Source organism: Streptomyces sp. GD-15H (assembly GCF_045291515.1).
Taxonomy (GTDB): Bacteria; Actinomycetota; Actinomycetes; order Streptomycetales; family Streptomycetaceae; genus Streptomyces.
The window spans coordinates 2,086,965-2,100,771 of sequence record NZ_CP149447.1 but is presented as its reverse complement, the minus strand read 5'-3'; the positions used below and the strand labels follow the sequence as shown (position 1 = coordinate 2,100,771).

The window sequence follows — 13,807 nt, the reverse complement described above, 5'->3', positions numbered from 1 at the left end:
CGCCCACGGCGCTCAGGCCCCTCCGGAACCGTCGGAGGCCAGTGCCGCGACGAGGACCGGTGTCGCCTGCTCCACCTGCCACGGCCGCGCCCCGTACCCGACCAGCGCCGCCGCGACGGACGGCGTGTCGGCGGGCTGCGGAGGCTCCCAGCACACCCTGCGCACCGTGTCCGGGGTGATCAGGTTCTCCTGCGGCATGTTCAGCCGCTCGGCGAGCGCGCTCACCCCCGCGCGGGCCGCGGAGAGCCGGGCGGCGGCCACCGGGTCCTTCTCCGCCCAGGCGCGCGGCGGCGGCGGACCGGTCACGGGCGGTCCGGGCTGCGGCAACTGCGACTCGCTCAGCGCCCTCGCCCGGTCGACGGCCGCCTGCCACTGCTCCAGCTGGCGCCGCCCCGCACGCGGCCCGAACCCGTTCAGCGCGGCCAGGGCGTGCACGTTGGCCGGCACGGCGAGCGCGGCCTCGACGATGGCTGCGTCGGAGAGTACCTTGCCCGGGGAGACGTCCCGGCGCTGCGCGATCCGGTCCCGGGCCTGCCACAGCTCCTTGACGACGGCCATCTGCCGGCGCAGGCGCACCTTGTGCATGCCGGAGGTGCGCCGCCAGGGGTCCTTCCGGGGCTCCGGCGGCGGTGCGGACGCGATCGCTTCGAACTCCTGCAGTGCCCACTCCAGCTTGCCCTGCCGGGCCAGTTCCTTCTCCAGGGCGTCCCGCAGGTCGACCAGGAGCTCGAACGTCGAGGGCGGCGTAGCGCAGCCAGGGCTCGGGCAGCGGGCGGGTGGACCAGTCGGCGGCGGAGTGGCCCTTCTCCAGGACGAAGCCGAGCACGTTCTCGACCATCGCGCCGAGGCCGACCCGGGGAAACCGGCCAGACGTCCGGCCAGTTCGGTGTCGAAGAGGCGGCTGGGCAGCATCCCTATCTCGCGCAGACAGGGCAGGTCCTGGGTGGCGGCGTGCAGCACCCACTCGGCGCCGGACAGCGCTTCGCCCAGGCCGGACAGGTCCGGGCAGGCGACGGGGTCGATCAGTGCGGACCCGGCGCCCGCACGGCGCAGTTGGACGAGGTAGGCGCGCTGGCCGTAGCGGTAGCCGGAGGCGCGCTCGGCGTCGACGGCGACCGGGCCGGTGCCCGCGGCGAAGGCGGCGACCACCTGGGCGAGGGTGGCCTCGTCCGCGATCACGGGCGGGACGCCCTCACGCGGTTCGAGCAAGGGGATCGGCGCCTCCGTAGCAGATGATCCGTTGTCGTCCGGAGGAGCGCCTCCGGTGGTTCGCAGGGAACTGTCTGCTGCGGTGTCGTGGGCGTCGGTCACCTGTCAAGAGTAGCCATGCCGTGAAGGCGCCTGCCGACGGAACGTTCCGTCGGCAGGCGCCCGGGGGTCGTAAACCAGTCAGGTCGGTGAATGTTCGGCAGAGGGGGAGCGGAGCGAAGGGGAACGGCAGGGGACTGCCGGAGAACGTGGCGGGGACGGTGGGACGGTGGGGTGGCGGCGAGGTCAGTGGATGATGCCCGTGCGCAGGGCCACCGCCACCATCCCCGCGCGGTCGCCCGTGCCGAGCTTGCGGGCGATGCGGGCGAGGTGGCTCTTGACGGTCAGCGCGGACAGGCCCATCGAGACGCCGATGGCCTTGTTGGACTGGCCCTCCGCCACCAGCCGCAGCACTTCGACCTCACGGCCGGAGAGTTCGCGGTAGCCGCCCGGGTGGCTCGGAGCACCCGGGGGGCGGCGGTGCAGACGGCGCCGGCACCGAGGGGAGCGGCTCCGGGGCGGGAGGGGAGCCCGAGGTTGGTGCGGGTGCCGGTGACGACGTAGCCCTTCACTCCGCCCGCTAGGGCGTTGCGCACGGCGCTGATGTCGTCGGCGGCGGACAGGGCGAGGCCGTTGGGCCAGCCCGCCGCTCGGGTCTCCGAGAGGAGGGTGAGGCCGGAACCGTCCGGCAGATGGACGTCGGCGACGCAGATGTCGCGGGGGTTGCCGATGCGGGGACGAGCCTCCGCGACGGACGAGGCCTCGATCACGTCGCGCACACCGAGCGCCCACAGATGGCGGGTGACGGTGGAACGGACGCGGGGGTCGGCCACGACCACCATGGCGGTCGGCTTGTTCGGGCGGTAGGCGACCAGGCTTGCGGGCTGCTCGAGGAGAACGGACACCAGGCCTCCTGGGGTGGCGGGACGGGGCCTGCGTGGGGGTGAAACCGGGCTCAACCGTGCTTTCAAGGTCACAGTCGTCTTCGGCACCAAACCCGGTCTCCTTTAGAGAATGATCACGATCTGGTGAGTAACAATCTGTGCAATTCGGACACGCGGTCGATCATTCGAAGACCGAACGGTTTCGGTCAACGTCGCAACGCTTCCGAAAGTGGCCGTATCGACAAAGAGATCGATGTGTGTGATTGCCGAGGGCTTCGAAGGGGAAGCTCAGCGCGACTGCGGCCCCCTCCGCTGTGGGAGCGTCACCACCGACGCGTCCCCCGGAGCCGCCGGGGGCAGCCCGGCGACCTGTGCCAGCAGGTCGCACCAGGCGACCAGGTGGGTGGCCGTGTCCGGCGCCCCACCCAGCCCCTCCCGCGGTGTCCACGAGGCGCGGATCTCGATCTGCGAGGCGGCGGGGCGCTCGGACAGCCCGCCGAAGTAGTGCGAACTCGCCCGCGTGACCGTGCCGCTCGGCTCGCCGTAGGTGAGACCGCGCGCCGAGAGCGCGCCGGTCAGCCAGGACCAGCACACCTCCGGCAGCAGCGGATCCGCCGCCATCTCCGGCTCCAGTTCCGCGCGCACCAGCGTCACCAGCCGGAAGGTGCCCTGCCAGGCGTCGTGCCCGGCCGGGTCGTGCAGCAGCACCAGCCGGCCGTCCGCCAGCTCCTGCTCACCGTCCACGACCGCCGCCTCCAGCGCGTACGCGTGGGGGGCGAGCCGTTTGGGCGCGGGTGTGGTCCCCACCTCGATCTGCGGTCGCAGCCGGGCGTCCCGCATCGCGTCGACGGCCGTCCGAAAGGGCAACGGGGGCGCCGCGCCCCCCTGCCCGAGATCCTCCTCGGTGTCCTTCGCCTCGTCCATACCACCCTTGCCGTCCGACAATCGTCCTTGAGCCGCAGCCATGCGGGGAAGATTAAGGGGAACCCGGCCTTGGCGCGGGGAAGGACACCCACGGCGCAGCACGGTGTCCGGATCGTTTCGTCCCGGGCGCGGCGCACGGGCGCCATGTGCCGGGTGGCCTGCGGTGCGGGGTCGCCGGCGGACCATGCGAGACTGGCCGGTGTGAGTGCCAATGTCAGCCCGCGGGGCAAGCAGCCGACCCATACGTACGACAGTGCCTTCCTCAAGGCGTGCCGGCGTGAGCCGGTGCCGCACACTCCGGTGTGGTTCATGCGGCAGGCGGGCCGCTCGCTGCCGGAATACCGCAAGGTGCGGGAGGGCATCGCGATGCTCGACTCCTGCATGCGTCCCGACCTCGTCGCCGAGATCACGCTCCAGCCGGTCCGTCGGCACCACGTCGACGCGGCGATCTACTTCAGCGACATCGTCGTGCCCCTCAAGGCCATCGGTATCGACCTCGACATCAAGCCCGGCATCGGCCCCGTCGTCGAGGAGCCCTTCCGCACCCGCGCCGACCTGGCCCGGCTGCGCGACCTCACCCCGGAGGACGTCTCCTACGTCACCGAGGCGATCGGCCTGGTGACCGCGGAACTGGGATCCACCCCGCTGATCGGCTTCGCGGGCGCCCCGTTCACCCTCGCCAGTTATCTCATCGAGGGCGGCCCGTCCCGCACCTACGAGAACGCCAAGGCGATGATGTACGGCGACCCGGAACTCTGGGCCGACCTCCTCGACCGTCTCGCGGACATCACGGCCGCCTTCCTCACCGTGCAGATCGAGGCCGGCGTCTCCGCGGTCCAGCTGTTCGACTCCTGGGCCGGCGCGCTCGCCCCCGCCGACTACCAGCGCTCGGTGATGTCCGCCTCGGCCAAGGTCCTCGACGCGGTGTCCGGTCACGGCGTCCCCCGCATCCACTTCGGTGTCGGCACCGGTGAACTCCTCGGCCTGATGGGCGAGGCCGGCGCCGACGTCGTGGGCGTGGACTGGCGCGTCCCCATGGACGAGGCCGCCCGCCGAGTCGGCCCCGGCAAGGCGCTCCAAGGCAACCTCGACCCGACCGTGCTGTTCGCCGGTACCGAGGCCGTCGAGGCGAAGACCCGCGAGGTCCTGGCCCAGGCGAAGGGTCTCGAGGGCCACATCTTCAACCTCGGCCACGGCGTCATGCCGAACACCGACCCGGACGCGCTGACCCGCCTCGTCGACCACGTCCACACGCAGACCGCCCGCTGAGCCGCCATGGGGGCCGGGACCGGACGCGGTCCCGGCCCCCATGGTGTACGCGCCGACTGCGAGCCGGGCCCCGGGCACGCGCTGCCCGCCACGTGCGTTCCCCGATCACGCGCTGGTGGAGGCCTCATGGGGGCATGGGGGATCGAAGCGTTCGCTTCCGCTCCGATCGGCCCGGTGTCCACCAGGGGCCGGGGCGCCGGCTCGCGTCCACCCACACTTTCTGTCGGAAGACCACTGGCGACCGTCCGCCGGGCCGCCCTGTTCGCCGGACCCTTCCCGACCCCGGGCAGTCCGCCTGCTCCGGCCTCTTCGACCGGGCCCTCGTCGCGGGAAGGCCGAAGTGCTCACGGCCGTTGTTCACGGCGACCCCCTTCCCTCACGTCATGGCCGGGAGGGAAGGGGGTGAGGGCAGGGGAGCCCGTCCCCCGGGAATTCGTTCGCGGAGGACGAGCCGTTCGTGGGTGCTGGACGGACCGACCCCTCGCCCCACCCGGCGGAGGGGGCCGCGGCGTGGTGGGACCCGCCCACCACGAGCAGCGTCAGGACGGCCAGGGAAGCGCCGGTCCACAGCACGCTCGTGGTGCCGATGCCGTCGACGGCGGAGTCGCCGAAGAGCGCGCCGAGCGCGAGGACCAGGTTGAACGTGGAGACGTACAGCGAGGTGGCGGCCTCGGTGGTCTCCGGTGCGGCGTCGAGGATCCAGGTCCGGAAGCTGACCGGCACCGCGCCGTAGCCCAGGCCCCGCAGGATCAGGACGGCGCCCGCGGTGACGCCCCCGTGTCGACGAGCGCGAGGAGCACCAGGGCCACGGTGAGGATCACGGAGATTCCCACGACGGTCTGCCGCAGCCGTCGGGCGACGAGCGCCCCAACATCAAGGGCCTGGGCAGGCTCCGCTACGTCGTGGAGCAGAGCTTCGCCCCGCTCCACCAGTTCAGACGACTCGCGGTCCGCTGGGAACGCCGCACCGAACTCCACGATGCCTTCGTCTCCCTGGCCTGCGGTCTGATCTGCTACCGACGCCTCAAGAAGACTCGATCATGATCGCGTTACAAGCTCTTAGGCGGAACTTTCCTCCACAGCGCAATTGGCCACCGGGTTCACATTCCGGCGGCCACGAGTGAGTCGCATGCCGAACGGAGCACCGTGAAGGTACACCACGGATCGCACACATAATTTCCTGGTTTTCTTGCCGCAACCCGTCGGTTCCCACAACTTCGGCGCCAACGCTGCCACCTGCCGTACCCCCGGACGTCAGATCTCCCCCGATAAAGGATTTGTCACCCCGTCGGACGGTCAGTCGTGCGGACAACGGCACGTCACTCGATCAGACCAACAACGGTCACCAGAGCAGGGAAACGGGAACCGCCTCGCTACCCGCGACCTACTTTGCGGCTGGTGTCCGGGCTGGGACTCCGGGGCCAAGCCCTCGAAGCGACTTGTTCACCGCCCCGGGCCCTGCTGCCCGGCGCGGGTTCGTCGAACCGGCCGCAGTCCTGTGGACAGGCACGCCGCCATCCCTGGTGGCGTGCTCCGGTGCCACATGTTGAGGCGTTCCCGCAGGTCGGACCCCTTCTCTGCGCACCAGGGGCAACCCGCTTCCACCGATCCCGGCCCTACGCCACTCAAGGGTCCGCCCCGTTGCGGGAAACAGGAGGTGAATCTAGCGTCAAGCATGTCAAAAGGGGCATCTCGCGTGTCCCTGGGTCTACTTCGAATGCCTCTGGGTCCACCCGGAGGCATGGCGAGAGGACAGTCAGCATGTCGTTCCCCAATGGCGGTCAGCAGCAGGGAGCTGCGCAGGCCCTCGGAAACCTGATCGGACAAGGAATGCCCTTCGGCGGGCAGAGTGCCGGACAGGGCCAGCCGCAGGGTGCCATGGGCGGCCAGCCCCAGCAGCTGGACCCCCAGTTCATCCCCGCGCTCGCCGCCGCACTTCCCGCGGTGATCTCCGCGGCCCCGACCATCATCAAGGCCGCGGAATCCCTGGGGTCCCTGTTCGGACTCAGCACGCAGCAGGGCCAGCCGCAGGGCGCCATGGGCGGCCAGCCCCAGCAGCTGAGCCAACAGGGCGTGTTCGGGCTCCCCGCTCCCCCTCCCCCTCGGACGTGTTCCGTCTCATCGGACTCAGCGCACCGCAGGGCCAGCCGCAGGGTGCCATGGGCGGCCAGCCCCAGCAGCTGGACCCCCAGTTCATCCCCGCGCTCGCCGCCGCACTTCCCGCGGTGATCTCCGCGGCCCCGACCATCATCAAGGCCGCGGAATCCCTGGGGTCCCTGTTCGGACTCAGCACGCAGCAGGGCCAGCCGCAGGGCGCCATGGGCGGCCAGCCCCAGCAGCTGAGCCAACAGGGCGTGTTCGGGCTCCCCGCTCCCCCCTCCCCCTCGGACGTGTTCCGTCTCATCGGACTCAGCGCACCGCAGGGCCAGCCGCAGGGTGCCATGGGCGGCCAGCCCCAGCAGCTGGACCCCCAGTTCATCCCCGCGCTCGCCGCCGCACTTCCCGCGGTGATCTCCGCGGCCCCGACCATCATCAAGGCCGCGGAATCCCTGGGGTCCCTGTTCGGACTCAGCACGCAGCAGGGCCAGCCGCAGGGCGCCATGGGCGGCCAGCCGCAGGGCGCCATGGGCGGCCAGCCCCAGCAGTTCGGCAGCTCCGCCGGTGGACCCCAGCCCATGATGGCGGGTTGGAGGTAGGTGTGACCGCCCCAAGCCTCACGGGGTCTCCCGCGACGCTCGCGCCCGAATTCCAGGAACTGGTGCAAGGAATGTGCGCGGGGATGCTCCGCCGGATCCATCTCTGGTTGAAGCGCGCCGTGCTGGAAGTTCCCGAACTGGCCGAGGTCGTGCCCACGCTCAGGCAGTCGGTGCGGTTGTACCAGGCCGGGCAGTACGAGGCGTGCCTGACACAGGTGATGGCTGTCGGCCGGGCGCTGGAGGAGTCCCGAGTCCGCCACCCGGCACTGCCGCCGCTGTGACACCACCGGTTGGGCCGGGCCGGCCACCGGCCGGCCCGGCCCAGACTGCCGCACCTCATCGGTGCCGAGGATCCGGTCGTACTGCGTCACCTGGCCGCGGAACTGACCGGCGATCCGGAAGTCGCCCTCCTCAAGCAGCAGGGCCCCGCCGACGAACCGACTCTGCTCGTCGCGGAGATGACGCTCGACCATGCGGAGTTTCTGCGCCGGAAATATCCCCGCGTGATCATCGAGCCCGACGCTCCGCTCGAACCGCTGTCATAGCCCTCCCAGCCTCCGAGCTTCCCGGCACTGCCTTGGGCACCGGGTCAGGAAAGGCGAAGGTATCCATGAGTCAGAACAACACCTCCGACTCCGAAGCACAGGACCACGACGTGCGGGAGCGCCCCATTCGCTGGCTCGTGGCGCCACTGCCGGCAGCCGTGCTCCCCCAGGGGGTGACCCCCATGGAACCCGACTCGGTGTTCGATCGGCTCTCCGCCGAATCGGATGTGCAACTGTGCAAGCGCATCACACCGAGCGAGAGGCTCCAGGCGCTGTCGGGCGACTCCGGCTTCCCGGAAGTGGCGGTCCTCACGATGACGGAGGAACGCGCCCAGGAGCTCAACCGGAGTCTCGAGGTCCACGTGGAACGCGACCACCGGCTCGTCTACGGCATGCCCATGGCGTCTCCGGACAACATCCAGGTACTGGATCCTGCCGCCAGGGTTCCCATGATCGGCGGTCTCACCCTCGCCTTCGCCGTCCGGGGCAGCGACGGTACGCCGCTGCCCCGGGCGGAGGTGTCCCTGACCGGGGCGGCGTGGCCCGCGCAGGGAGTCACCGGACCGGACGGACGAGTAGTGATCTCGCTCAGCGGCGAAACCCCCGGATCGATCAGGGCCGTCTACGTCAGGCCGGAGCACGGTTACTGGGACCGATGGGTGGTACGGCCCCAGCTCGTCCCCAACGCCGACAACGTCATCACGCTGACGAGGCTGGACGAGACTGTTCCGGGCTTTCCCGATCGCCAGATGTTCGGTTGGGGACAGAAAGCCATGTGCCTCGACCGCATCCCGCCCACGTACCGCGCCCACGGCATCAGGATCGCGGTCATCGACTCGGGCATCGCGACCTCCCATCCGGACCTCGAAGGCCGGGTGGCGGGCGGCGTGGACGTGGCTGAGCGGAAATCCTGGAGTGTCGACGTCAGCGGCCACGGAACGCACTGCGCCGGCACGATCGCCGGCGCGGACAACGGCAGGGGAATCATCGGATCCGCCGCGGAGGCCGAGATCCATGCCTGCAAGATCTTCCCGAGCGGCCGCCTGAGCGACCTCCTCGAAGCCCTGGACTACTGCATCGAGCACAGCATCGACGTGGTCAATCTCAGTCTCGGAACCCGAGAGCATTCCGCCCTGGTCGCCCACAAGATCGCAGCGGCGCGCAAACTCGGCATGGCCTGCATCGCCGCCTCAGGAAACAACGGCGGGGAGCAGATCCTCTTCCCGGGCACGCTCGACACCGTCCTCACGGTGGCCGCCATGGGCAAAACGGGAGAAGGCCCCGAGGACAGCTCCCACGCCTTCCAGGTGTTCGGCAAACCCACAGCCGAGGGGTACTACTCCGCGAAGTTCAGCGCCTACGGCCCCGGGGTCGATCTCTGCGCTCCGGGCGTGGCGATCGTCTCCTCCGTCCCTCCCGCCAACTACGCCGCCCAGGACGGCACCTCCATGGCCGCTCCTCATGTCACAAGCCTGGCCGCCCTGGTCCTGGCGCACCATCCCGACTTCCAGCAGCGTTTCTCGGGCCGTGATGAGGCGCGCGTGGAGCACCTTTTCCAGATCCTGCGCGACAGCTGCGAACCGCTCGACTTCGGCGACCCCCGCCGCTCCGGAGCCGGCCTGCCCAACGCGGTGCGAGCGTTGGGATTGGACTCCAGCGTGCTGCTCGGCGGTCTCATGCCAGGCGCAGGCACGACCGGCGGCTTCACCCGGACTTCCGCTGTCGCACTGGTGGACGAGCTCGAGCGGGACCTGGAACGGATCGGCATCGTCTGAGTCTTCGAGAGGAAGCGATGAGAGCGAGTGTCCGGGACTTCTGGATGGAGTTCAACGAACCCCTGGAAGGCCGTTTGTCCTTCATGTACCTGGACGTCAAGGGGCTGGTGTCCACGGGCGTCGGGAACCGGATCGACGCGAGCAGGGGCACGCTGCAGGAGCCGACGGCCTCCGAGCGTGAGGCGTCGCATGCGATCGCCCGCCGACTCCGATGGCTGACCGCGGACGGCGACGAGGCCACTGCCGAACAGATCGACTCGGAGTGGGATCTCGTCAAGAGCAGGACCGACCTGGCGCCGCGGGGAGGCGGAAGCTTCGCAGCGATCACCAGCCTGCGCCTCCCTGACGACGAGATCGAACGCCTGGTCTTCTCCAAGCTCGACGAGATGGAAGGCCACCTCAGGAGGCGGACGGAGTTCTCCTCCTTCGACAGCTGGCCGGCCGACGCCCAACTCGGCGTGCTGAGCATGTCCTGGGGAATGGGGCCGGCCTTCAGGTTCCCCCGGTTCCAGGCATTCGTCTCCTCGGACGACTGGGAAGGAGCGGCGACGGAATGCCGGTTCAACCCGGAGATCGGCACCATCGTCATCCGTAACGACCGGAACCAGAAGCTGTTCCGCAACGCGGCCCGAGTGGTCGCCAGGGACCTGGACCGGGAGGCCCTGGTCTTCCCCGCTGACGCGGCCGACGTCTGAAGGGCCGAAAGGAGCGGCGCGGGCGGTCCGCACGAACCGGCGAGGAGACGGGGCCCGGTGCCCCGGGCCGCAGTGCCCGGCTCGTGTGTCTCGTTCACAGCCCCCGCCGCATCCGTCCCCGGGCCCGGACCACCCGGCGGCCGCCTTCCGCGGTTCGCATGAACCGGCATCCCGAAAAAGCAAGGAAGGATCCCGCCCATGGCATGGAGAGTTGCGCGCAGTCTGGACGTGCTGCTGAGGCAGATCGACGCGCGGTTCCCCGACCGCAACAGGGCCAGTGACGGTGCGATCGGGGATGCGGACCACCAGAAGCGCGACAGCGATCACAACCCCTGGTACGGGCCGGGGATCGTCACGGCGCGGGATTTCACCCACGATCCCGCGAACGGGGTCGACATCGGCCCCTTCACCCGCGAGCTGGCCGACAGCCGTGACCGGAGGATCAAGTACGTCATCGCCAACGGAATGTTCCTGGACGCGCAGTCGTGGCAGTGGAAGCCCTACAGCGGCAGGAACCCGCACACCACGCACTTCCACCTCTCCGTGGTGGCCGACCCTTTGTGTGACGACACCAGCCCCTGGGACCTGCCGACGCTCGGCGGGGCGCCGGACGACGGAGCCGATGGGACCGGCCGGGCGGAATTCACCACATGGGGGACCATGGTCAACGTGCGCCAGGAACCGCGCCTGGACGCGCCGGTCCTCACCTCCCTGCCCGGCCCCACACGGGTACGCGTCCAGTGCCAGAAGCGCGGGGACCTCGTGCGCGCCTCGGGGCTCAGCAACGACGCGTGGTCCTTCGTGCCGGCGCTCGGCGGTTACATCTCCAACATCTTCATCGACCATCCGGACCCCTGGCTTCCGGGAATCGACGAGTGCTGAACCCGCTCGGTCCGCCTGGCCCCGCAGCGGCGGTCGGGGCGGCATCTGACCTGCGTCGAGCGCGAAGAGATATCCCGCGGTATCGCCGCCGGAGAATCTGCCCGGCGGCTGGCCCGGCGGCTGGGGAGACCGGTGTCGACCGTCTCCCGTGAGATCGCCCGCGACGGCGGCCGGAACCAGTACCGTGCCGCGTCCGCCGATGCGGCCGCCTCCGTACGTGGGCGCCGGCCCAGGCAGGCCGAACTCACCCAACAGCCCGCTCCGCGCACGCTGGTGGAGGCCAAGCTGGCCCGGTGCCGGTCACCCGGGCAGCTCGCGGACTGACTGCGACACCAGTTCCCCGGCGACACTTCCATGCAGATCCCGCACGAGGCGACCTACCTCTCGCTCTACGACCCGCGCCGCCGCCAGGCGATCGACCGCGGCCTCACCCAGCGGCTTCGGACCGCGCGACCCGTACGCCGCCCGAAGACTGCCCGTCGGCCAGCCGGGCGAGGCGTCATCCGGAGCCGCGATATCCATCAGCGACCGTCCCACCGAGGTCAAGGACAGCGGTGCGTTCCACCACCCACCGGCGCGGAAGCACGACGAAGCCGGATGCGTCGTCGCTGCGCTTGATCACGGTGACGACCAGGTGCAGCGCGCTCAGGCCCAGGTGATCAGGGTTCCGGTGCAGCCGCCGTCGGCCCACAGTTCGGTGATCGTGGGGAAGAGCCTGCGCAGGGCGGGCAGCATGTCGGTGGCCGCCTGGCGGTCGGTGACGTCACCGGCGGTCACGTTGATCAGCAGCAGGCCGGTCGTGTCGCAGATCAGATGCCGCCGCCTGCCGTTGATCTTCTTCCCGCCGTCGAAGCCCCGGCTGCCGGACCCGACCGCCACATCGGCCTTCCCGGACTGCGAGTCGATGACCGCCGCCGTCGGCTCCGCTTCCCGCCCCACCGCCTCGCGGACCTGCCCGCGCAGCCGGTCATGGAGCTCGGCGATCAGCCCGGTCACCCACCAGCGGCGAGTGAAGTAGGCCGCCGACGAGGTGCCCGTGGCCCGGGTCCTTTTCCGACGGCCCCTTCCCGAACGGTGCGGGCTAGTTTCCCAGCACACCGCTCTCCAGTGATCTTTTCCGGGTGGATGAGGTCGCTCGTCCCGCGTGGATGTCCTCGTGGCAAGGCCGGCAGACGACCAGGGTCTTACGTCTTCTCATTGCCATCAACTTCACCCACACGGGGCGCTCGGCTCGGCCCTGTTGGGAGGCAGGGATCGGTTCGACTGCACGGCCACGGAGTACCTGTTCCGGCACCTCACCGACCCGCAGCACCCGATCCCGATGCCGGTGGACTTCCGCGCGCACTGGTTCATGGACTGCTCCGGGAACGTGGAGTTGGACGCGGCGAGGGAATAGCGCACGCAGCACCGTGCCCTTGGTGAAGGCCGATTCGGTCGGCGGCGCGACCCGGGGCGCGGCCTGGCGCCACGTCCTTCGGCTGCCGAGTGTGCCGGAGGCGTGCCGCGAACTGGGAGAGACAACGAGAGAGAGCGGGAGTCAGTGAGCCCTTTCCCTCCTCAGTCCGAGCTGGTCAGATGCAGGGTCAGGACGGCCTGAACCAGGCTCGTGATGCGGGTGGTCGAGCAGCGGAGCTTGCGGAGGAGCCGCCAGGACTTGAGGGCGGCGACGGCCTGTTCCACGAGGGCCCTGATCTTTGCGTGGGATCGGTTGACGGCCTGCTGGCCTGCCGAGAGCGTCTCCCAACGGCCGCGGTAGGGAACACGGACCGTGCCTCCGGCGCCCTGGTAGCCCTTGTCGGCCCAGCAGGAGATGCTGGCCTCGGCGAGGGCGTCGACGATGCCGTGCTCGCGGGCCGCGGGCGTCGTGGAGAGCGCCGGGCAAGGCCGGAGATGCCCATAGCAGGCGCCCTGACGGGTCGGCGAGGACCTGCATGTTCATGCCGTGTTTCTTGTGCTTGCCCGAGGAGAAGGGCCGGTCGGCGGCGATGCGGTCGATGAGCAGCAGCGTCCCGTCCAGCAGGACGAACGCCTTCGTTGACGCCGTCCGGACCGCCTCGGCGAGTGTCGGGGCGAGGTCGGCCAGGAGGCCGACGGCCTCGGTGACATAGCGGTAGGCGGTGGCCGTGCCGATCCCGAACCCGGCCGTGAGCCGGGCGCACGGGTGACCGTTACGGAGGTGGGCGAGGGCAAGTAGAGCCTGCCGCCCCGCGTTCAGGCGCCGCCACCGGGTGTCGAGGCGACGACGGTGTTCCCGCAGGCGAGCGGCGAGGAAGCGCAGGGCAGAACTGGCACGTCCAGCCCGGACGGGTAGACAGGCATGCGAAGCCTCTGGTGGGCACGGATCTTCTTGGTCGAAAACCCATCTACCAGGGGCTTCACCCATCTGCCAGCCCAACTGCCACGCTGCCATGGCAGGTTGGAAAGAGCTGAGGGATCGGCAGCAGCCTCTGGGCCTGATGTGCCGGGCGGCGCGACCCGCGGCCGCCGCACGCTGCCCGCTGGCGCGGACCGATGCGGTCGGAGGGTCTCCGCGCAGCCTGCGGATGCCACGCGCTGCCCGAGAGCTCAGATCCCGCGCCCGCGACGACGCTGACGCGTCCAACACCAGCAGCCCGGGAAAGAGGAGCTGTGTGGGTGGGTATCCGCTGTCGTGATCCCTCTGATGCTGCTCGCTGCCGTTCTCACACCCGGCCTGCACGCGGACTGGAAGATCTACTCCCGGCAGACGCGGTTGCCTCTGCCGCCGGCGAGGCGGTCCCTGCACGCCTGGCCGCTCGGTGCCGCGAGGGTCTGTCTGTGGCGCTGCACTGTTTGGGCTGCCGGGCGCCGTGGCATCGGCCGGCCCACCGGGGAGACCTCGTACCGCAGCCGCTCGCCCGCCGCGCGACAG

At 70.3% G+C, this 13,807-nt stretch carries 14 protein-coding genes and 4 pseudogenes; 10 read left to right on the top strand and 8 right to left on the bottom strand.

Annotation, left to right across the window (positions count from 1 at the left end; translation table 11 throughout):
- Nucleotides 1-12: 12 nt before the first annotated feature.
- The 3 genes and pseudogenes from WJ438_RS10065 to WJ438_RS10055 form a co-directional block, all read right to left on the bottom strand.
- A pseudogene (locus WJ438_RS10065) lies at nt 13-1,311 on the bottom strand (HRDC domain-containing protein).
- A 183-nt stretch (nt 1,312-1,494) separates the two neighbouring features.
- Nucleotides 1,495-2,153, bottom strand: a pseudogene (locus WJ438_RS10060) (LuxR C-terminal-related transcriptional regulator).
- A 267-nt stretch (nt 2,154-2,420) separates the two neighbouring features.
- Complete coding sequence (locus WJ438_RS10055; RefSeq protein ID WP_406724922.1) at nt 2,421-3,098, bottom strand: DUF3000 domain-containing protein; 678 nt, start codon at nt 3,096-3,098, stop codon at nt 2,421-2,423.
- Between the two features lie 159 nt (nt 3,099-3,257).
- On the opposite strand from WJ438_RS10055, the gene hemE reads away from it, so the two are divergent.
- Entirely contained in the window at nt 3,258-4,325 is a 1,068-nt protein-coding gene (gene hemE / locus WJ438_RS10050; RefSeq protein ID WP_406724921.1) for a uroporphyrinogen decarboxylase, read from the top strand.
- A gap of 381 nt (nt 4,326-4,706) precedes the next feature.
- Here the strand turns inward: hemE and WJ438_RS10045 are convergent, their stop codons facing one another.
- Nucleotides 4,707-5,048: a hypothetical protein gene (locus WJ438_RS10045; RefSeq protein WP_406724920.1), complete on the bottom strand. Its 342-nt coding sequence runs from the start codon at nt 5,046-5,048 to the stop codon at nt 4,707-4,709.
- Nucleotides 5,049-5,074: 26 nt separating this feature from the next.
- Complete coding sequence (locus WJ438_RS10040; protein WP_406724919.1) at nt 5,075-5,302, bottom strand: hypothetical protein; 228 nt, start codon at nt 5,300-5,302, stop codon at nt 5,075-5,077.
- Between the two features lie 1,130 nt (nt 5,303-6,432).
- Here WJ438_RS10040 and WJ438_RS10035 point away from each other — a divergent pair.
- From WJ438_RS10035 to WJ438_RS10000, 8 genes and pseudogenes are all read left to right on the top strand, one after another.
- Nucleotides 6,433-7,020: a hypothetical protein gene (locus WJ438_RS10035; RefSeq protein WP_406724918.1), complete on the top strand. Its 588-nt coding sequence runs from the start codon at nt 6,433-6,435 to the stop codon at nt 7,018-7,020.
- An 83-nt stretch (nt 7,021-7,103) separates the two neighbouring features.
- Complete coding sequence (locus WJ438_RS10030; protein ID WP_406724917.1) at nt 7,104-7,301, top strand: hypothetical protein; 198 nt, start codon at nt 7,104-7,106, stop codon at nt 7,299-7,301.
- Between the two features lie 9 nt (nt 7,302-7,310).
- A complete protein-coding gene (locus tag WJ438_RS10025) occupies nt 7,311-7,565 on the top strand; it encodes a hypothetical protein (protein WP_406724916.1) in 255 nt (84 codons plus the stop codon).
- Nucleotides 7,566-7,630: 65 nt separating this feature from the next.
- Complete coding sequence (locus WJ438_RS10020) at nt 7,631-9,340, top strand: S8 family peptidase (RefSeq protein WP_406724915.1); 1,710 nt, start codon at nt 7,631-7,633, stop codon at nt 9,338-9,340.
- 17 nt (nt 9,341-9,357) lie between these two features.
- Complete coding sequence (locus WJ438_RS10015; RefSeq protein WP_406724914.1) at nt 9,358-10,035, top strand: hypothetical protein; 678 nt, start codon at nt 9,358-9,360, stop codon at nt 10,033-10,035.
- A gap of 198 nt (nt 10,036-10,233) precedes the next feature.
- Nucleotides 10,234-10,917, top strand: a complete 684-nt coding sequence (locus tag WJ438_RS10010; protein WP_406724913.1) for a hypothetical protein — start codon at nt 10,234-10,236, stop codon at nt 10,915-10,917.
- 15 nt (nt 10,918-10,932) lie between these two features.
- Nucleotides 10,933-11,019 (top strand): annotated as a pseudogene (locus WJ438_RS10005) (hypothetical protein); the annotation flags it as partial.
- Nucleotides 11,020-11,049: 30 nt separating this feature from the next.
- Nucleotides 11,050-11,241 (top strand): hypothetical protein, encoded by a 192-nt coding sequence (locus WJ438_RS10000; RefSeq protein WP_406724912.1) that lies wholly within the window; start codon nt 11,050-11,052, stop codon nt 11,239-11,241.
- 321 nt (nt 11,242-11,562) lie between these two features.
- Here the strand turns inward: WJ438_RS10000 and WJ438_RS09995 are convergent, their stop codons facing one another.
- Together WJ438_RS09995 and WJ438_RS09990 are read right to left on the bottom strand one after the other, a co-directional pair.
- Nucleotides 11,563-11,913: a transposase gene (locus tag WJ438_RS09995; RefSeq protein WP_406724911.1), complete on the bottom strand. Its 351-nt coding sequence runs from the start codon at nt 11,911-11,913 to the stop codon at nt 11,563-11,565.
- Nucleotides 11,914-11,998: 85 nt separating this feature from the next.
- A complete protein-coding gene (locus WJ438_RS09990) occupies nt 11,999-12,136 on the bottom strand; it encodes a hypothetical protein (protein ID WP_406724910.1) in 138 nt (45 codons plus the stop codon).
- Between the two features lie 21 nt (nt 12,137-12,157).
- On the opposite strand from WJ438_RS09990, the gene WJ438_RS09985 reads away from it, so the two are divergent.
- Nucleotides 12,158-12,313, top strand: a complete 156-nt coding sequence (locus tag WJ438_RS09985; RefSeq protein WP_406724909.1) for a hypothetical protein — start codon at nt 12,158-12,160, stop codon at nt 12,311-12,313.
- A gap of 161 nt (nt 12,314-12,474) precedes the next feature.
- Here WJ438_RS09985 and WJ438_RS09980 read toward each other — a convergent pair.
- Nucleotides 12,475-13,236: pseudogene (locus WJ438_RS09980) on the bottom strand (transposase family protein).
- Between the last annotated feature and the right edge of the window lie 571 nt (nt 13,237-13,807).